Below are 19977 nucleotides of genomic sequence, written 5' to 3' on the forward strand. Positions count from 1 at the left end.
ACAAGATTTTGTGGGCTTTTTTGTCATAAAATAAAGCACTTAAAATAATGATGAGCAGACAATGGAACTGATTATTGCTGCTGCATTGTGCAGCGTACTGGTCTCGATCTTATTAAAAGTCGGGAAGAGCAGAGGACTAAATCCGATTCACCTGATTGGCTGGAATTATGCGACGGCCAGTATCTTATGCTTTTTCTGGTTTAAACCAGATTTTACCCATATGTCGGTCTCAAATACGCCGTGGCTACTGATTGGTGCTTTGGGTATTTTGTTGCCCAGCGTATTTCTGTTGCTGGCCCGTGCTCTACAAACTGCGGGAATTTTAAAAACTGAAATCGCGCAACGTTTATCAGTGGTACTTTCTTTGACTGCAGCCTACTTCATTTTTCAGGAACAGTTTAACCAGTTAAAACTGTTAGGGATTGGACTCGGGATTAGCGCCGTATTGTGTATCCTGTTTTCTCATCGCGGTGATACGAGTACAGGCAAGCGTGGCATGATGTATCTGGGCTTGGTCTGGGTCGGTTATGCACTCATCGATGTACTTTTAAAATACACCACAAGTTTAGGATTACAGTTTGCGCTCACTTTAAACATGATGTTTATCTGTGCCTTTGTACTGTCGATGGCTTATCTAGCAGTTCAATATAAGCATCTGGGGGATTTAAAACATGTAGGTGCAGGACTGGTCCTAGGTGGACTGAACTTTGCCAATATTGCCTTTTATGTAAAAGCACATATGCTGCTTAAAGACACGCCAGCGATTGTCTTTGCGGGAATGAATATTCTGGTGGTAATGTTCGGCGTGCTTGCAGGCCTGATCTTGTTTAAAGAGCGCTTAAAACCTGCAAGCAGTATTGGATTGGTCTTGGGAATTTCTAGTGTGATTTGCTTAGCCTATGCCATGTCTGCTTGACGTAAGTACTGGCATAATTCAGGGGTAAACGAATCAGGTCCTCCTTTTCTGCCATACCCAGCAATAAGCCGGCCTGTCGGCAGTGTGGGCAATGTGGATAACTGTGCTGTTCATACTTATATTGATGTAAATAGATTTTGTCGCAGTGTTTACATTCAAATTTCATTGGTCTGGATGGAAGAACCGACATGGAAACCTCTATTTTTTATTCTGAATTTATGATTGTTTTTTAAATAAGCAAAAAATAGGCCCACAATGACAAGGAAAGGGGCTTTGCGCCCCTTTTATATCACAAAATCTTATAATTTTGTAAAAATGTCTTCGGCTTTCAGACGAGATTTTGGCAATTTGGCATTGAAATCACTTTCACTGCGATAACCAAATGTTGCGATCACAGATGGAATTAGACCCTGTTCATCTAACTTCAGTTCTTGAGCCAGGATTTCTTCATTAAAACCACCAATCGGGGTGGCATCGATACCTTCAACACCTGCAGCTAATAACACATGACCAAGGGCAATAAAGGTCTGGTTTTCTGCCCAGCGCTGAATATCACCTTTTTCATTGCGGTAATATTCAATATAGCCAGTACGGGTATTGCGCTGTGCTTCTTTGGCTGCTTCATCTTTAAAGCGGCCTAACACATCATCACGTTCAAGCAGGTTTTCCAGATGCTGTTTGTTAATGTCCGCTTTGGTGCAAAACACGATGGTATGTGAAGAATCCAATACTTTTGGTGCATTGTAGGCATATTTACCGACTAAAGCTTTGGCAATACGCTGTTTGGCTTCATCTGTATCAGCAATAAAAAAGTGCCAAGGCTGAATATTGATTGAAGATGGAGCCAAGCGAAGAATCTCGGTCAAACGATCAAACTGTTCCTGCGGAATTTTCTTGGATGGATCATAAGCTTTTGTTGTGTAACGAGATTCAGATACCTTAAGTACATCCATAACTGGACTCCATGCTTCAATATTTATCTTGGGTTGAGATCGAGGTAGCAGCATGCTGCTGACTTCGAAGTTGATTATTACAATAAATTGGCATCAGGCAAAGTGGTCATTTTGCAGATGCTTAGAATTTATAACGCATGAACTTAGACCTTTTGCTAATCAAAAAAGAGCTTTTCACTATTGGCACTTTTTGCCAAGAGGCGTTTAATAGTCTGTATAAGCAAAGACATGCAAGCGAGTGGGCGTATGCAATACACCAATTACTTCAAAAGAAAACTGAAGACCGAACAGCAGATCGGGTTGTGGGTCGGTCTGGCAGATGCTTACGGTACAGAAATTGCTGCCAATGCGGGCTATGACTGGTTGCTGATTGATGGTGAGCATGCTCCCAGTGACTTGAGGACCACACTGTCGCAATTACAGAGCATTGCGGCTTATCCATCTCAGGCGGTGGTCCGTCCACCGATTGGTAGCGTGCAGCTGATTAAACAGCTACTTGATATTGGTGCACAAAGCCTGCTGATCCCGATGGTGGAAACTGTGGAGCAGGCAGAGTTGATGGTCAAAGCAGTTCGTTATCCGCCAGAAGGTATTCGTGGTGTAGGCGCTGCATTAGCGCGTGCCACTCGCTGGAACAGTATTCCGAATTATTATCAGAAAGCACATGAAGATATCTGTCTGCTGATCCAGATCGAATCGGTGAAAGGTCTGGAAAATCTGGATGGAATTCTAAAAATTGACGGCATTGATGGTGTATTTATTGGTGCAGTAGATCTGTCTGCAACTATGGGCTACGAAGGTAATCCAAACCATCCTGAAGTGCAAAAAGCAGTTGTCGATGCGATCCAGCGCATTCGTGCAGCAGGCAAGGCGGCTGGCATTCTGTCGACCCAGCATGAAGTGACCCAGAAATATCTGGATTTGGGTACTGAGTTTGTGGCAGTGGGCGTAGATACCAGTGTCTTGATGAATTCTTTACGTGAGCTGTTATCTAAATATAAACAGGGTACTGAAGTCGTGAAATCTGAAGGTGGCTATTAATCTGCTTGGTATTCCCTGAAATGAAAAGGGCAACTAATTGTACAGTTGCCTTTTTCTTTGCCTGATTTTCACCAATAAGTGAATTAAACCACTTCAGCAACCAGCTCAGCTGTTTGTACAGATTCAGCTTGACTCGCTTTATAACGGTATTGCGCTGCTCGGTGAGTATCTGGAAGACGTGGACCTTGGCCAAACAATTTTTCACGCAGTGTACCTTCACGGTATTCAGTCTGGTAAACACCACGACGTTGCAGTTCTGGAATCACGTATTCCACGATATCTTCAAAGCTCTTATGTGCCAGGATATAAGCCAAGTTAAAGCCATTGATACCGGTGACTTCAATCCATTCCTGCAGCTTATCTGCTACTGTGCTTGGTGAACCAACGATCACTGGTCCATTGCCGCCAACGCTGGTCCATTTCGCTACTTCTTCAATGGTCCAGATCTTGTTTGGATCGGCCTGGACATAAGATTCCAGCATCGATTGAATCGCATTGGTCTGGATGTATTCCACTTTGTCGGTTGGTTTGAATTGAGAGAAGTCCACACCTGACCAGCCCGAAGCCAGGGTTAGTCCACCATCATAGCTGCCATATTGCTGGTATTCACGGAACTTCGCCTGCGCTTTTTCATCAGTTTCATCCACAACAATGGCTAGCATGGTGTAGATTAGAACCGAGTTTGGATCTTTACCTTCCTGAACCAGATTATGACGTACACCTTCTGCCAGTTTTTTCACAGCAATTTGGGTCGGGGCTGAAATAAAGACACATTCCGCATTCTGGCTGGCAAACTTCTGACCACGCTTTGATGCACCAGCCTGATATAACACAGGGGTACGTTGTGGCGATGGCTCACAAATATGAATCCCCGGTACAGTAAAGTATTGGCCTTCGTGATTGATTGGATGGACTTTGGTGTGATCTGCAAAGATGCCGCGCTCTTTATCACGTAACACCGCGTTATCTTCCCAGGAACCTTCCCAAAGTTTATACAGCACTTCCAGATATTCATCGGCGATGTCATAGCGATTGTCATGGCTGACCTGGGTTTTGAGGCCGAGGTTTTTTGAACCGCTCTCCAGATAGGAAGTCACGATGTTCCAGCCAGCACGACCTTTGGTCAGGTGATCTAGCGTACTCATGCGACGAGCAAATGGATAGGGATGTTCAAAAGAAATGGAAGTAGTGACGCCAAAGCCCAGATGTTTGGTTACAGCAGCCATGGCAGGCACGATTTGTAGTGGATCATTGACTGGAACCTGTACTGCACCGGTCAAGGCATGCTCAGCTGAACCATGATAAACATCATAAATGCCCAATACATCGGCAATAAAAATACCGTCAAATTTTCCTTTTTCCAGAATCTTCGCCAGATCCGTCCAGTATTCCAGATCTTTATATTCTGTGGAGCGATCCAGTGGGTGACGCCATAAGCCCGGTGACTGGTGGGCGATACAGTTCATTTCAAAGGCATTGAATCGGATTTGATTGGTCATGATGTTCTAGGAGTGTTACGTGTTTCAAACATCGTAGGGGACAAAGTTAGAAATGATAAATAATAAAAATCTCGAACTTTATAAGATTAGATATATAGAAAAATTAATGATGGACTTATAAAAATTGATGGATATAGAGGAGAGCTGATTCTTTGAAAGTGATGAGTTCAGGTTTTTTAAGGGTAAATATTAAAAATAGCCTAAGTTTATAAAGTATTACTTAATTCAGGATATTTATCTTAACCTGTTTAATAACACCAAATTTTCAGCCTAATTTCCTGTTCAGGATCATTAGCCAACTCCAGAATCTGTGCTGTATCTTCTTTCCAGTCACCTAGTACAATCCGCTTCTTGCCATCCACATCATGAATGTTGGCACGATGAGTATGTCCATGAATCAGCAGGTCAACATCTTTGAGTGCAGCTTTAACGGCATCCTGGTTTACATCCATGACTTCATAGCTTTTGAACTGCTGTGCTTCATGGCTCTTCTTGCGGAAGCCTTGCGCCAGTCGGGCGCGGAAGGAGAGCGGCATTTTTCTTAAGAAGCTAACGAGCCAAGGATGACGGATAATTTTACGGAAACGTTGATAGCTGACATCATCGGTACAGAGTGCGTCACCATGTTCAATCCGGATTTTTTTGCCTGCAATATTGAGGATCTGAACATCCGGAAGTAATTTCCCCGAAAACTGTTTCAGAAAATCTGGACCCAAGGCAAAATCACGGTTACCCACCAGAAAATAAACCTGATTTCCAGCTTGAGTGAACTGCTTTAAATGTTCAACAATTTCATCCAGCCAGGGAGCTGTATAATCATCACCAATCCAGGCATTGAACCAGTCACCGAGAATGTAGAGTTGAGTTAGCTTATCTTGATAGGCATCCAGTAAATCTAAAAACCCCCGAACAAGTCGAGGGTGATCAGGTGACAAATGTAAATCAGCGATAAACAGATGGATCACAAATCTTTTCCTTTGTATTTAATCCCTCCCAGCCTCCTTTTGATAAAGGGAGGAGAATCCCATTTTTTTATGGATGTTCCCTCCTTTGAAAAAGGAGGGTTAGGGAGGATTAAAAATTATTCAGAAATGATTTTTGCAGATTCAATCACAACGTTCTCTAGCGGAACGTCAGCGTGGTAGCCACGATTGCCAGTACGAACGCCTTTGATTTCGTTTACAACGTCCATACCTTCAACCACTTTGCCAAATACTGCATAACCCCAACCTTGCGCAGTTTTGCCTGTATGGTTCAGGAAAGAGTTGTTTTTCACGTTAATGAAGAACTGGGCAGAAGCAGAGTGAGGTGCTTGAGTACGTGCCATTGCAATTGTACCTACGTCATTGCTCAGGCCGTTGTCAGCTTCGTTTTCAATCGCGTCGCGAGTTGCTTTTTCTTTAAAGTTTTCGTCAAAGCCGCCGCCCTGGATCATGAAACCGTCAATAACGCGGTGGAAAATTACGCCGTCATAAAAACCGTCACGTACATATTGCAAGAAGTTTGCCACTGTTTTAGGTGCTTCTTCAGCGTTTAATTCAAGAACAATACGACCTTTATTGGTGTTTAATTCGACTTGAGGAAAACTCATTGTGTAATCTCCTGATCATGACATAAATGTCATGGTTTTTTTGAATGAGAGAAGCATAAGCAAACTGTAATCGACAAGGCAAGTAAAAATATACTTTTCTTCGGTAAAATCCTGAAAATCGTATTTTATTTATGCGTTGTGCTCACAGGTAAATTGGGAAAATTTTGTGCTTTGCATGTTTTAACAATGCCATATTTTAATACTAGAAAATGTTTCTTTTCTTAAACAGCGATATACGGTCATGCTGACTTTTATGACTCTACTATCTTTTTCATTTTATGGGTATTGAAACAAGAACGATGTACGGTATTTTGAAAATGATTGAATAGGGAACAAATGCCACAGTTAGCAGTTGAGAGATTGATCACCTAAAGTTAAACTAAGGGACTTTAGTTTATGCTTTGTGGCGTGTGCGAAGTCTCCCCGCAATATGACATAAAACCCTTAATTTTTAACTTTAGAAGTGAATGATTAATCATGAAGCCAAATGATGTTGTTACATCTCTGCCAGAGAACCCGACCCAAAATAACAATGCAGTCGATTCAGCGCAGCAGCAGGAACAACAGCCGGGCTTAGACTTTGTGCGTCAGGTAATCACTGATGACCTAGCTGCAGGCCGTACCCAGCAAGTGGTGACACGTTTCCCACCTGAGCCAAATGGTTACCTGCACATCGGTCACGTAAAAGCGATTTGCCTGAACTTTGGTATTGCTGAAGAATTTAATGGCCTATGCAACCTGCGTTTTGACGATACCAACCCAGATGCAGAAGAACAAGAATATGTGGATGGTATTGCCAATGATGTGAAATGGTTAGGTTTCCAGTGGAATGGTGAACCTCGCTATGCGTCTAGCTATTTCGACCAACTTTATCAATGGGCGATCCAGCTGATCAAGCAAGGCGATGCTTATGTCGATTTGCAGACTCCTGAAGAAATCCGTATCAATCGCGGTAACTTTGTAGAACCAGGTAAAAACTCACCACAACGGGACGCGACTGTGGAAGAAAACCTGGAACGTTTTGAAAAAATGCGAAATGGTGAGTATGCCGAAGGACAGGCCGTACTTCGTGCCAAAATCGACATGGCTTCTCCAAACGTGCATATGCGTGACCCAATCCTATATCGCATCCTGCATTCTGAGCACCATCAGACTGGTGATAAATGGAAAATCTACCCAATGTACGACTATGCGCACCCATTATCGGATGCCATTGAAGGCGTGACTCACTCGCTGTGTACGTTGGAATTCCAGGATCACCGTCCATTCTACGACTGGGTTGTTGAGAAGGTAAAATCACCTGCAGTTCCACGTCAGTACGAATCTAGCCGTCTGAATGTAGACTACACCATTACCTCTAAACGTAAGCTACGTAAGCTGGTTGAAGGCGGTTATGTCAATGGCTGGGATGACCCACGTATGCCAACCGTTGTCGGTATGCGCCGTCGCGGTTTTACGCCTGAAGGTCTTCGTGACTTCTGTAAACGTGTCGGTGTGTCTAAGGTGGATGGCAGTATCGTTGATGTGGCAATGCTCGAATACTGCATTCGTCAGTCTTTAGAAAATACTGCAGCACGTGGTATGGCAGTGCTGAATCCATTAAAAGTGACACTGACTAACTTGCCTGCAGACATGGATCTGAAACATGCACGCCATCCAAACGTAGATATGGGCGAGCGTGTGATTCCATTAACTTCTGAAATCTACATTGACCGTAAAGACTTTGAAGAAGAGCCACCGAAAGGCTTTAAACGTCTGATCCCAGGCGGTGAAGTACGTCTGCGTCATGCTTACGTGGTGAAATGTGACGAAGTGATTAAAGATGAAAATGGCGAAGTCGTTGAGCTGAAATGTTCAATCGACCCAGAGACTTTAGGTAAGAACCCTGAAGGCCGTAAGGTCAAAGGTGTGATTCACTGGGTATCTGCAGCTAAGGGTGTACCAGCAGAAGTGCGTATCTATGACCGTCTGTTCACCAAAGCGGATCCAGAAGAAGGTGAAGATTTCCTTGAGAACCTGAATCCGGATTCATTGAAAGTCGTTCAAGCAGTGATTGAACCCGCTTTAGCTGAAGCTAAACCTGAAGATCGCTTCCAGTTTGAACGTGAAGGCTATTTCGTGGCAGATCGTTATGATCACAGCCCTGAAAAACCAGTCTTCAACCGTATCTTGGATTTGAAAGACAGCTTTAAACCAGGCAAATAAATGGTGAATGATTGATCCAGGTTGCGGAGATTAAACAAGGAATATCTTTCCTTTTAGGCTTCCGTACATATGATCTTCATAACTTGAGATGGCCCAACTTCGGTTGGGCTTTTTCTATGGAGCAGAAAATAACAAGATGATTGTCCGTGATAAAAGTAATAGTTTTAGCCTGCTGTTTGCCTGGTATGGCACCATTTTGCCCAAGGTGTTACCGGCACTAGTCTCAGTAATCCTAATTTCCGGAATATTGGTCTATTTACGTCAGGAACACTATGTCAGCCTGCCTACGGTACCGGCGATTGGTTTTACCATTTTTGGTGTGATTCTTTCGATCTTTCTCAGTTTCCGGAACAATGCCTGTTATGACCGATGGTGGGAAGGACGCAAACTCTGGGGTGCTCTGATTGCCACTACACGCCATTTAAGCAGAGATACTTACGTGCTGGAGAGTCAGGAGCGGGAAGTGCTGTTATCACGAATGATGCTGTTTACTCATCTATTAAGGGATCGTCTGCGCCAGCAGGAAAGTAGTATTGAGCATTATCGCAATACCACTCAATTCGATACTGATGCTTTTGACCAGATTACCCAGCAGGTCAATCCGTCACAATGGGTGCTTGAACAGATGCAGAAGCAGTTAGTGACAGGTTATCGATCTGGGCTGATCTCTGACATCATCTATAATAATCTCAACCAGCATACAGTAGCTTTAGGTAATATCCAGGCGGGCTGTGACCGGATTCTGTCAACGCCGTTGCCATTTTCCTATTCAGTGTTGCTGCATCGAGCAGTGTATTCCTTCTGTTTTATTCTGCCATTCAGTCTGGAAGCTAATTTAGGCCTGTGGACACCGATATTGGTAGCGTTGATTGCTTATCTATTTTTAGGACTGGATGAACTGAGTGCCGAGCTAGAAGAGCCATTCGGCCTACAGGACAACGATCTGGCGCTGGATTCCATTGTAAGGCTAGTAGAACGAGAAACACTAAGCTCACTGGGTAAAGAAATTCCTGAACCCTTAAAAGCATATAAAGGGCAGTTAAGCTAAGCTTATTTAAAGGTCTCGAATAGCCCCTTTGATATGGGGCTTTATTTTGGGTTAGCGCTTTTTCAGATGGCTAAAGTCAGGGTGTTCCTGACTAAATTGTTCTTTCAGCTCACGATACTGCTGCATACGCATTTTGGCCTTGTCATGCAGTTTTTTCTTGATATACAGCGCCAGTGCAAAGCTAGTGGTGGTGATGGTCAGGAACATGCTGTTCATAAAGCTCATCACCGAACTGATATAACCAATCGTCGTCAGGCGGTTCATCATACGGGTCACCTGTGGGCTGCTTTCCACCCCAGTAATGGCCCAAGTACACAGATGTTCACAGTTATTGATAATCAGGTGATAGTTATTTTCATGCATGCGGGAACGCATACGGCGCACGACCTTGCGGCCTTTGTATTTAGGATTGGAATATCCCTGCACCAGAATCGGTTTGCCGTGGCTGAATTTTTCGATGGAAGTAATTTCGATCGGATGCTTTTTAAATAAGTGTGCAAAGCCGGAATAATGGATAACACGACCTCGTCCGGCATAAATACCATGATGGGTATAGCCGAAATGTTTGACCATAAGGTGGGCACCTAAGGGGAAACGCTGAGTCTGTTGCATATGCCTTGAATGCTAAATGATATACAAATGTATCAAAAATCTGAGTTTAGCCTTTTTTTGTGACTTTATCGATGTTTAAGAGGAAAAATTCATCGAACTGATGAGTTAAATAAAAGGTTAATGAAGAAAAGATAAGCAGTTTGAGGGAAAGTATGAAATAGCCTAAGCAAACTTTTAAAATGATTTTGGTAACTGCCTTTCAGCTCGTATCTAATGTTTTGGTTAATTCAGAACTAGAGCAGCTTGTTAATTAATAGAAATAAAAAAAGCATCTGCTTGCACAGATGCTTTTCTATTTATGAATTTTGCAGCTTACTGGAGTGGTAAGTGCTGCAGCTCATTGAGTTCTTTACGGCTATAGCCACGGGAAGCAAGAACTTTTTTGATGCCTATAATCGTATCTTCATCAGTGGCTTTCGCCAAAGCTTCAAGAAGCTGTTCATTGGACTTGCAAGCGCAATCATTTTCAACACAAGCAATTTGATTCTTGTGTTCATTTTGCTGTTCATTCGCGAACAACTTTTGCCAAAAACTCATAGAGCCTTCATGTATGACCTAACATAGCTTGAAATATAGACAATATTTTAAATAAAGCAATACTGCAAAAGTGAGAAAAGCAGCAGTTGAACTGCAGATTTTCCGATGACGGTTCAGAATTTAAGCCTTATTCCAATTAGTCCTAATTCATGGTCTAACTAAGTCCATTATTTTCAAGTGATAAATCGGCAATAAAAATGAGACCTTATTCGGCCTCATTTATCTATAACAAAATAATTCAGAAACAAATTGTTTAAATTTTTTCGAGCAGCACACCAGACTCGACATGATGAGTATACGGGAACTGATCAAACATCGCGAACTTGGTAATTTTGTGGGTCTGTGTTAGCTGTTTCAGGTTGGCATGCAATGTGTCTGGATTACACGAAATATAGATGATTCGTGTAAAACGCTGCAGCAGTTTCAATGTTTCATCATCCACACCGGCACGTGGTGGATCGACAAAAACAGTATCGAAGTCGTAAGTTGAAAGGTCAATATTGGCTTCCTGTAAACGACGGAACGTACGCTCGCCGTTGTAGGCCTGAGTGAATTCTTCTGCAGACAAACGAGCCACCTGAATATTCTCAATACCATTTTGCTGGATATTCCATTCAGCCGCATAGACTGAAGATTTCGCCAACTCTGTTGCGAGTACACGACGGAAGCGGGTGGAGAGTGGCAGGGTAAAGTTACCATTACCGCAGTAAAGTTCTAATAAATCTTTATCGGATTGCTGAGCAGCATTGCATGCCCATTCCAGCATTTTCTGGCAGACTTGCGCATTCGGCTGGGTAAAGCTGCTTTCGATCTGTTTGTACTGATATTTACGATCGAATACGCTCAGTTCTTCTACGACAAACTCATCGCTCAAGACAAACTTCTGGCCACGGCTGCGACCGATGATTTTGATATTCAGTTTTTCAGCCAGTGCTTTGGCAGCCGCTTCCCAGTTTTCATCCAGTTTACGGTGATAGATCAAGGATACCAGCACTTCACCTTTTAATGTTGCCAGAAAGTGAACTTCAAACAGGCGGGTTTTCAGCTCTGTATCTGCTTTAAATGCTTCAATCAGTTGTGGCATCAGGGTGTTGATACGGCGGTCAGCGACTGGAAACTCATCGATACGGATGATTTTCTTGCTGCCATTTTCATCGCGTTCAAACATGGCATAAAACAGGTCATCTTCAGTATGCCAGATCCGGAATTCAGCACGCATGCGATAGTACTGTTCAGGCGAATCAAATACTTCTAGGGCAGGTGGTTGATATTCGGCAAATTGTTCGCTGATGTGGGCAACTTTGGCATCTAGTTGTTGCTGATAAGATGAGGTCATATGCAGTAAAAAATCGCAAATATTTCGAAAGCCAAGATGGTAGCAAAAAATCGCTGCTCTGCCTAAGACTATTGCGGAAGTATGGCGTGAAAAGACATATAAAAACGGAGCAAATCAGTTAAGGGAAGAAATTTGACGATAAATTGGAAGATGATTGTCAGGATGGAATTGTTACGTGAAACGCATTATTTGAAAATTATCATTTTTAATTTTCGATAATGATCTGGATTTTTCACCGGTTTCTGCAGATATGTTTCTGCGAATGTGTCGAATTAAAACAAAATTGACTTACATAGCATTACAAGATTAACAACGTGTGTAAATTAGACACATCTTGTTGCAAATATCATCCTAAAGTTTTCTGTTCGTTTTAGCTTTGGCTGCGCATAGTGAAAGTAATCCCTTTGGGTACTTCATCGCCAAGAGTACATCACAATATGGACAATATGCTTCAAATTGATTTGCACAGAATCGAACAGGATTTATTGGGTAAAAAGCACATTCCCCAGCATAGCTATTACGGCATTCATACCTTACGTGCGTTAGAAAACTTTCAGATTTCCGGATTGACTGTTGGTCAGCAACCTCATTTCATCCGTGCACTGGCACAGGTAAAAAAGGCTGCAGCACAAACCAATTGTCATTTTGGCAAAATTAGCGAGCAACAGTGTATTGCCATTCAGCAGGCTTGTGATGAACTGATTAAGCATCCAGAAAACTGGCAGGATGCATTTCCTCTCGATCCTTATCAGGGCGGAGCAGGGACGTCCATCAATATGAATGCCAATGAGGTGATTGCCAATCGTGCCCTAGAACTGATGGGGTATCAGAAAGGTGAATATCAGATTTTGCATCCGAATGATCATGTTAATACTTCGCAATCGACCAATGATGTCTATCCAACCGCATTGCGTTTAGCGACTTATTCTCGTCTGGATGAATTATTAAATGCCCAGAAAGTATTGATTGAGACCTTATATAGTAAGGCAACTGAATTCCGATACATCATCAAGATGGGTCGTACCCAGTTACAGGATGCGGTACCAATGACCATGGAGCAGGAATTCCGCGCTTTTGCGATTTTATTAAAAGAAGACTTTAAGCTGATTGAACAAAGCCGTCAGTTATTGCTGGAAGTGAATCTCGGTGCAACCGCGATTGGTACGGGTGTCAATACACCGACTGGTTACGCCAAGCGAGTGGTAGAAGCTTTAGCACAAATTAGCGGTTTACCTTTAAAAGGCGCGGAAGATTATGTCGAAGCCACCAGTGACTGTGGCGTGTTTATTATTCTGTCCAGCAGTTTGAAACGTCTGGCAGTGAAATTGTCCAAGATCTGTAATGACTTGCGCCTGCTGAGTTCTGGTCCGCGTGGTGGACTGGCGGAAATTCGTTTGCCAGAATTGCAGGCTGGTTCTTCAATCATGCCAGCCAAAGTTAATCCGGTGATACCGGAAGTGGTCAATCAGATTGCTTTTCGTGTGATTGGCAATGACCTGACCGTAACCATGGCGGCAGAAGCAGGGCAATTACAGCTCAATGTCATGGAGCCCGTGATTGCTATATCTTTAAATGAATCGATCCAATTGCTGATTCAGGGGATGCAGACACTGGCGCTGAAATGTATTGCCGGTATTCAGGCTAATGAGCAGAACTGTCTAAATGCTGTCATGCGCAGTATTGGAATCATTACCTTATTAGAACCGATTCTAGGTCATACAGTATGCGATGAAATTGGCAAGCAGTGTATTCGTGAGAATAAAACCGTACCTGAAGTGGTGTTGGAATTAGGTCTACTCAGTTCAGAACAGCTAGAAGAAATCTTTGCTATTCAAAATCTGGTGTCTGAAGTACCGAACGAGGTTAGCCAGCTGGAACAGGTTTCCTGAAATTAACGATATTTATAATGATTTATAGAATGTACTGATTTTAACCATTTGCCTCAAATCCAGCCTGTGGGTTTGGGGCATTTTCATCTAGACTATCTTCTTATCAAGAAGCCTCAGGAATCCGGCATGTTTGACAAGATCAGTGCATTATTCAAATCGAATAAACCTTCGCCTGCGCAGCAGTTTTTGCAAGAAAATAATATTCAGTATGCTGGGGATACCGGCTATGTGGTGGATGGTATCCAGTTGAATCAGGAACTGGGAGAACGTTTAGAATATTTATCCAATCGCCGCATGAAAACTTTTGATGATCTGAAAGAGCTGTATTCCACTGCCATGATCATCAATGAAAAGATTGATCTGGAAATTGCCCATCAACGTTTTAACCCGCGACTCGGCAATACCGAAGAAAACTTGCTGCAGTTTAAAGCTATTGTGAAGAAGTTAAATGATTACTATCGCAATTTCCTGCGTGAGAAAAAGTAGGATTTTAATTCATTAAAATTTACACTGAATGACAGTGCAAGAACTGCATAAAAATAACGAAATCACTGGATGCCATCGTGATAGTATAAGGAACATGTTGTTTAGACTTTAAAGCTATATACATGTTCCAACAAGAAATTTCCCAACTCAACCTCAAACAACTCAAGGCGGGTGAACGACGCTGGTTAGGTAACCTGCAGGGTTCATCGACGGCGCTGTTGCTGAAAGAAATCTCCAAAAATCACAAGCAGATGTTTGTGATTGTAGCGCGCAATAATCAGCATCTGGCACAGCTGGAAAGTGAACTGGAATTTTATGGCATCAAACCGACCATTTTTCCAGACTGGGAAATTCTGCCTTATGACCGCCTGTCACCGCATCAGGATATCGTGTCTGAACGTCTGGCAATTCTGTCGAATATGCCGCAAACCGGTGTATTGCTACTTTCCGCTTCGACACTGGCACAACGCGTTGCACCAAGCTCATGGGTACTTGGGGAACATTTTGATATCCGGGTTGGGCAGAAATTTGATCTGGAACAACAAAAAAACAAGCTAGTTCAAGCCGGCTATCATCTGGTCGATACCGTCTATGATCATGGCGAATTTGCAGTACGCGGCAGCATCATGGACATCTATGCCTCTGGTCAGGAAGCCCCGATCCGGATTGACCTGTTTGATGATGAAATCGAAACCTTAAAATTCTTTGATCCTGAAACCCAACGTACCACACAAACTTTAGAACAATTTACGGTTTTGCCGGCCCAGGAATTCCCACTGAAAGAAGGGCGTGCTACTTTCCGTGACCGCTATGGTGAGTTATTTCCAACCGCAAATCCGAAAAAAAATCCGCTGTATCTAGATGTCATGGATGGTATTGCTTCGCCTGGCATCGAGTTTTATATGCCACTATTCTTTAGTGCTGAAGCAATGCAAAAAGAAAGTACACTGGCAGCGTACTTACCTAAGAATGGCATTGTCATTACAGATCGTGGGATTGAAGAGTCCTTAAACCAGTTCTGGGCAGAAGTCACCCGTCGTTATGAAGATCGTCGGCATAACATGGATCAGCCGATCCTGCCGCCAGAAATGTTGTTCTGTCAGGCCCATCAGGTACTGGAACAGCTGAATCAGTTTGGTCGTATCATTGCTTCTCAAGAAATCTTTGATGAAAAAGCCGGTGTCATCAATCTGGATACCCAGACACCGCCACGTTTGCCTGTCGATCCAAAACGGGAAAAACCGTTTACCGAAGTCAAAAAATATATTGATGCTGCCAATCATCCAGTGCTGTTGGTCGCTGAAAGTGCCGGGCGTCGTGAAACTCTGAAAGATGCTTTGCGACCTAGTCTGGGCGATATTCCAACCGTAGACAATTTTGATGCCTTTGTCGATTCACTGCATGCCATTGCCATTACCAGTGCACCACTAGAACGTGGTCTGGTGGTCACCGATCGTATCAGCGTGATCTCGGAAAACCAGCTCTATGAACATCGCGTGGTACAGCGCCGTCGCAAGCGTCAGCAGGAAGTTTCAGAAGAGTTTTTGATTCGCAGCCTGACCGAGCTGACCATTGGTGCGCCGGTGGTACATATTGACTATGGTGTGGGACGTTATGCGGGTCTGATTACCCTCAGTATTGATGATCAGGATCATGAATTTCTGCAGCTAGATTATGCTGATGATGCCAAGGTTTATGTGCCCGTCACCAATCTGCATCTGATCAGTCGCTATAGTGGCGGTGATCCTGATCTGGCACCGTTACATAAATTGGGTACCGATGCATGGAGCAAAGCGAAGCGCAAGGCATTAGAGCAGATTCATGACGTGGCGGCCGAGCTGTTAGATATACAGGCGCGCCGTTCATCTAAACCAGGCATTAGTTTTGAGGTCGATCAAAGCCTGTATATGCAGTTTGCCAGTGGCTTTGCCTATGAAGAAACCCCAGATCAGGCCAATGCCATTGAAGCAACTTTATATGACATGCAGCAGGCCAAGCCGATGGATCGTTTGGTCTGTGGGGATGTGGGTTTCGGTAAGACGGAAGTGGCGATGCGTGCAGCTTTTGTTGCGGTACAAAATAGTCGCCAAGTAGCGGTTTTAGTACCAACCACGCTATTAGCCCAGCAACATTATGAGTCTTTTAAAGACCGTTTTGCAGATTGGCCGGTACGCATTGAAGTGTTGTCACGTTTTGGTTCTTCCAAAACGCATACCAAAACCATTGAAGACCTGGCTGAAGGCAAGGTTGATATCGTTATCGGTACGCATAAAATCCTGCAGGAAAACGTGCAGTTCAAAAATCTGGGCCTGATGATCGTCGATGAAGAACACCGTTTCGGCGTACGCGACAAGGAGCGCATCAAGGCTTTGCGTGCGGATGTGGATATGCTGACCTTAACCGCGACCCCAATTCCGCGTACGCTGAATATGGCCTTTAGCGGGATGCGCGACCTGTCGATTATCGCGACACCACCAGCACGCCGTCTGGCGGTGAAAACCTTTGTACAGGAACAGACCAATGACACCATTAAAGAGGCGATTCTGCGTGAATTGCTGCGTGGTGGTCAGGTTTATTACTTGCATAATGAAGTCGAAACCATTGAGCGTGCCGCAGAAAGTCTGCGGGAACTGGTTCCGGAGGCACGTGTCATAGTTGCACATGGTCAGATGCGTGAACGTGAACTGGAGCAGGTAATGCAGCAGTTCTATCACAAAGAATACAACGTGCTGGTCTGCTCGACCATCATTGAAACCGGGATTGATGTACCAAATGCCAATACTATTTTGATTGAACGTGCGGACAAGCTCGGCCTAGCCCAGCTGCACCAGCTACGTGGTCGCGTGGGGCGTTCACACCATCAGGCTTATGCCTATCTGCTAGTGCCATCGATTAAAGGCTTAAAAGGGGATGCAGAAAAACGTCTGGATGCCATTCAGCGTGCATCGACTTTGGGTGCGGGCTTTATGCTGGCAACAGAAGATCTGGAAATCCGTGGTGCTGGTGAACTGCTGGGTGAGCAGCAAAGTGGTTCGATGCAGGCGATTGGTTATAGCTTATATATGGAAATGCTGGAAAAAGCGACCAAAGCCATCCAGATAGGTAAAACCCCGAACTTTGATGCACCATTGTCGTTGACTGCGGAAATCAACCTGCATATGCCAGCCTTGATTCCGGATGACTACCTCGGTGATGTGCATCAACGTCTGCTGTTCTATAAGCGTATCAGTAATACCGACACTCAGGAAAAGCTCGACAATATCCGGATGGAGCTGATTGACCGTTTTGGCATTCCACCGCAACCGGTGAAACAGCTGTTTGCCGTGCATCAGATCCGTTTAAAGGCGGAACAACTTGGCATTACCAAAATTGATATTACAGCACAGGGCGGACATATCGAATTTGCCCCAGATACTCCGGTGCAGGCGATGAGCATTATCCAGATGATGCAGAAGCATCCGACCTATTTCCGCATGAACGGCGGACAGCGTCTAAAAGTCATGGTGATGCTGGAAGACTATCAGAAACGCATCCAGTTCCTGAATGATCTGCTGGATCATTTGCTGAAAGAGTTGCACTAAATACTGTGACTTAAAGGCAGGGAGAGAAAGGAAATTCTGCCCCTGCCTTTAACACTTGATTGCCCAGTCATTTATTTGTGCCGGGGAACTATTGATTAATTTAGGGGATGGAGTAAAGTCAGGGATGTGACCGGGTTCAAAACAAATCTTCCAAATTTGTATTGAAACACATTGCTTACAATATTCAGTCAGCACTGGATATGGTAGTATTAGCCATCATTCTAATTTTGCATCATTTATAAAGATATGTTCAGTTTGCATCCTCAACTTGCTCAAGATACGTTTTATGTAGGCGACTTTCCTTTATCGACATGTCGTTTAATGAATGATATGCAATTTCCGTGGCTAATTCTTGTTCCACGTGTTCCAGGCATTACAGAATTATACGAACTTCGTCAAGCTGATCAGGAACAGTTTTTGCGTGAGTCTAGCTGGTTATCGAGCCAGTTGGCGCGTGTATTCCGTGCAGACAAAATGAATGTGGCTGCACTGGGGAATATGGTTCCACAGCTACATTTCCATCATGTGGTACGTTACCAGAATGATGTGGCATGGCCTAAACCAGTATGGGGCACTCCAGCGGTTCCATATAGCAGCGAAGTTCTTGCTCACATGCGCCAAACCTTAATGTTGGCGCTACGTGGTCAGGGAGATATGCCATTTGATTGGCGTATGGACTAATCCGATTCATGCTGCATATCAGGCCTGTAATTAATACAGTGCTGCAAGGAGCAACTGAGTGCATATAGACGATTGGGTGAATCAAGAGCCGAAAGAATTTGAGTTTTTCCATCGGTTGATGGGTTATCTCATGCTTTCGCTGGTGATCGTCGTCTTTCACTACACAGCGCCTGATACGCAGTATCAAATTTTTATCCCATTTTTATTTCTTGCGATTATCCTTGCGCTGCCGAAGCTGTCACACTGGCTGATCTATCGTTACGATACCGATGTGAAGCGTAAAGTCTTCTTTATGCTCGATATGACCGTGATTGCCATCATTCTGTCAGCCATTCATCTGAGCTTGGTACTGTCGTTGTTGGCATTTGTGGCCTTACTCTATACTGCAATCAGCAACAAAATTTCCTTTCTGACTTTTGCCTTAGCCAGCCTGATTGGTGTGGTAATTTTCTATCTCAGTAACATTTTTATTTTTGGTTTTGGTGATTATTTTCAGCCGACTAGCAGTGAACTGACTGTGCTGGGTTTCCTGTGCATGATTACCTATGTGGGAATCGGGAATTACTACCAGGCCCGTCGAGCACGTTATATGGCGGTGAAAAAAGATCATTATTATGATCAGATGAACCGCTATATGGAATTTGCTAACCAGCTCAGCCGTTATGCGCCGTTGCAGTTGTGGCAATCGATCATGAAAGGTGAGTCAGAAGCCAAGATTGAATACAAGCGTAAAAAACTGACTGTGTTCTTCTCAGATATTCAGGGTTTTACCGAGTTATCCGAAACGCTGATTCCAGATGATCTGGCCTTCCTGCTAAATGACTATCTCAGTCATATGACGGAGATTGCCAAACATTATGAAGGTACGGTCGACAAGTTTATGGGAGATGCGATCCTGATCTTCTTTGGTGATCCGCATAGTCAAGGCGTAGAACAGGATGCCAAAACCTGTCTGGAAATGGCGATTGCCATGCGCCAGCAGATGAAAATTCTGCGTGAGCGCTGGGTGAAAATGGGGTATCCGCCACTACATATCCGTATGGGGATTTCTACTGGTTATTGCCACGTCGGCAACTATGGTGCCAATCACCGTATGGCTTATACCATTGTGGGTCGGGATGCCAACTTGGCTGCACGTTTACAAAGTGCGGCACAGGTGGATGAAATCCTGATTTCTGATGACACTTATAATCTGGTCAAGAATGACTACTTGTGTGCACCTAAGGCACCAATTTTCCTGAAAGGGATTAAAGAGCCGGTACGTACCTGGCAGGTGATGGAAAAATACAAATCCGAGAAAGTCGATTATCAGCGCTGGTTTGATTATGAATATAAAGGCTTTCATCTGTTGTTGAATCTGGATGAAGTGCAGAATTATGAATATCCAGAGCTGATTGATATTCTGGAAAAAATGATCAAGCGTATTCAGACTCAGCAGAAATTTACCAATTCTAAAGGTTTCGTCAAACTGAAACTTGAAGATATGGTGGCTGAGCAGATTGCAGAAAATTCAGAAACGGATCAAACTGTCAATAAATTGGTCGAAGCGAGTGAAAAGGAAAACACCACGAGCCGGGTAAGTTGATAAAAAGAAATTTCAGC

17 protein-coding genes are annotated in these 19977 nt (G+C 43.8%); 9 read left to right on the forward strand and 8 right to left on the reverse strand.

Annotation, left to right across the window (positions count from 1 at the left end; translation table 11 throughout):
- The first annotated feature begins 61 nt into the window (after positions 1-61).
- A complete protein-coding gene (locus ABEF84_RS06750) occupies positions 62-916 on the forward strand; it encodes an EamA family transporter (protein WP_347453975.1) in 855 nt (284 codons plus the stop codon).
- Here ABEF84_RS06750 and ABEF84_RS06755 read toward each other — a convergent pair.
- A complete protein-coding gene (locus ABEF84_RS06755; protein ID WP_347456522.1) occupies positions 879-1106 on the reverse strand; it encodes a hypothetical protein in 228 nt (75 codons plus the stop codon). The two genes, ABEF84_RS06750 and ABEF84_RS06755, sit on opposite strands and share 38 nt — an antisense overlap.
- 109 nt (positions 1107-1215) lie before the next feature.
- Positions 1216-1869, reverse strand: a complete 654-nt coding sequence (gene nfsB, locus ABEF84_RS06760) for an oxygen-insensitive NAD(P)H nitroreductase (protein ID WP_347453977.1) — start codon at positions 1867-1869, stop codon at positions 1216-1218.
- A 246-nt stretch (positions 1870-2115) separates the two neighbouring features.
- Between nfsB and hpaI the strand changes: the two genes are divergently transcribed.
- A complete protein-coding gene (gene hpaI / locus ABEF84_RS06765) occupies positions 2116-2910 on the forward strand; it encodes a 4-hydroxy-2-oxoheptanedioate aldolase (protein WP_347456848.1) in 795 nt (264 codons plus the stop codon).
- A gap of 83 nt (positions 2911-2993) precedes the next feature.
- Here hpaI and ABEF84_RS06770 read toward each other — a convergent pair whose 3' ends face one another.
- The 3 genes from ABEF84_RS06770 to ABEF84_RS06780 form a co-directional block, all read right to left on the reverse strand.
- Positions 2994-4409: an LLM class flavin-dependent oxidoreductase gene (locus ABEF84_RS06770; RefSeq protein WP_347460668.1), complete on the reverse strand. Its 1416-nt coding sequence runs from the start codon at positions 4407-4409 to the stop codon at positions 2994-2996.
- 248 nt (positions 4410-4657) lie between these two features.
- Complete coding sequence (locus ABEF84_RS06775; protein WP_347456521.1) at positions 4658-5374, reverse strand: UDP-2,3-diacylglucosamine diphosphatase; 717 nt, start codon at positions 5372-5374, stop codon at positions 4658-4660.
- Positions 5375-5490: 116 nt separating this feature from the next.
- The gene (locus ABEF84_RS06780; RefSeq protein WP_347456313.1) at positions 5491-6000 is read right to left on the reverse strand and encodes a peptidylprolyl isomerase; all 510 of its coding nucleotides are present in this window, start codon (positions 5998-6000) and stop codon (positions 5491-5493) included.
- A 477-nt stretch (positions 6001-6477) separates the two neighbouring features.
- Between ABEF84_RS06780 and ABEF84_RS06785 the strand changes: the two genes are divergently transcribed.
- The gene (locus tag ABEF84_RS06785) at positions 6478-8205 is read left to right on the forward strand and encodes a glutamine--tRNA ligase/YqeY domain fusion protein (protein WP_347456314.1); all 1728 of its coding nucleotides are present in this window, start codon (positions 6478-6480) and stop codon (positions 8203-8205) included.
- Between the two features lie 136 nt (positions 8206-8341).
- Positions 8342-9253 carry a bestrophin family ion channel gene (locus tag ABEF84_RS06790; RefSeq protein WP_347456353.1) on the forward strand — a complete coding sequence of 304 codons (912 nt, stop codon included), beginning with the start codon at positions 8342-8344 and terminating at the stop codon, positions 9251-9253.
- Between the two features lie 51 nt (positions 9254-9304).
- Here the strand turns inward: ABEF84_RS06790 and ABEF84_RS06795 are convergent, their stop codons facing one another.
- The 3 genes from ABEF84_RS06795 to trmA all read right to left on the reverse strand — a co-directional run bounded on the left by ABEF84_RS06795 (position 9305) and on the right by trmA (position 11738).
- Entirely contained in the window at positions 9305-9865 is a 561-nt protein-coding gene (locus ABEF84_RS06795; protein WP_347456520.1) for a lecithin retinol acyltransferase family protein, read from the reverse strand.
- A gap of 312 nt (positions 9866-10177) precedes the next feature.
- The gene (locus ABEF84_RS06800; RefSeq protein WP_034587298.1) at positions 10178-10402 is read right to left on the reverse strand and encodes a hypothetical protein; all 225 of its coding nucleotides are present in this window, start codon (positions 10400-10402) and stop codon (positions 10178-10180) included.
- 253 nt (positions 10403-10655) lie between these two features.
- On the reverse strand, positions 10656-11738 hold the full coding sequence (gene trmA / locus ABEF84_RS06805; protein WP_347453983.1) for a tRNA (uridine(54)-C5)-methyltransferase TrmA: 1083 nt from the start codon (positions 11736-11738) through the stop codon (positions 10656-10658).
- 437 nt (positions 11739-12175) lie between these two features.
- Between trmA and aspA the strand changes: the two genes are divergently transcribed.
- From aspA to ABEF84_RS06830, 5 genes are all read left to right on the forward strand, one after another.
- The gene (aspA, locus tag ABEF84_RS06810) at positions 12176-13627 is read left to right on the forward strand and encodes an aspartate ammonia-lyase (protein WP_347473877.1); all 1452 of its coding nucleotides are present in this window, start codon (positions 12176-12178) and stop codon (positions 13625-13627) included.
- 126 nt (positions 13628-13753) lie between these two features.
- The gene (locus tag ABEF84_RS06815; protein ID WP_347453985.1) at positions 13754-14113 is read left to right on the forward strand and encodes a hypothetical protein; all 360 of its coding nucleotides are present in this window, start codon (positions 13754-13756) and stop codon (positions 14111-14113) included.
- Between the two features lie 122 nt (positions 14114-14235).
- The gene (gene mfd, locus ABEF84_RS06820) at positions 14236-17694 is read left to right on the forward strand and encodes a transcription-repair coupling factor (RefSeq protein ID WP_347460667.1); all 3459 of its coding nucleotides are present in this window, start codon (positions 14236-14238) and stop codon (positions 17692-17694) included.
- Positions 17695-17940: 246 nt separating this feature from the next.
- On the forward strand, positions 17941-18375 hold the full coding sequence (locus ABEF84_RS06825) for an HIT family protein (protein WP_347453987.1): 435 nt from the start codon (positions 17941-17943) through the stop codon (positions 18373-18375).
- 58 nt (positions 18376-18433) lie between these two features.
- Positions 18434-19960, forward strand: a complete 1527-nt coding sequence (locus ABEF84_RS06830; protein WP_347456317.1) for an adenylate/guanylate cyclase domain-containing protein — start codon at positions 18434-18436, stop codon at positions 19958-19960.
- Positions 19961-19977: the final 17 nt, after the last annotated feature.

The organism is Acinetobacter sp. ANC 7912 (assembly GCF_039862785.1).
Lineage (GTDB): Bacteria > Pseudomonadota > Gammaproteobacteria > Pseudomonadales > Moraxellaceae > Acinetobacter > Acinetobacter thermotolerans.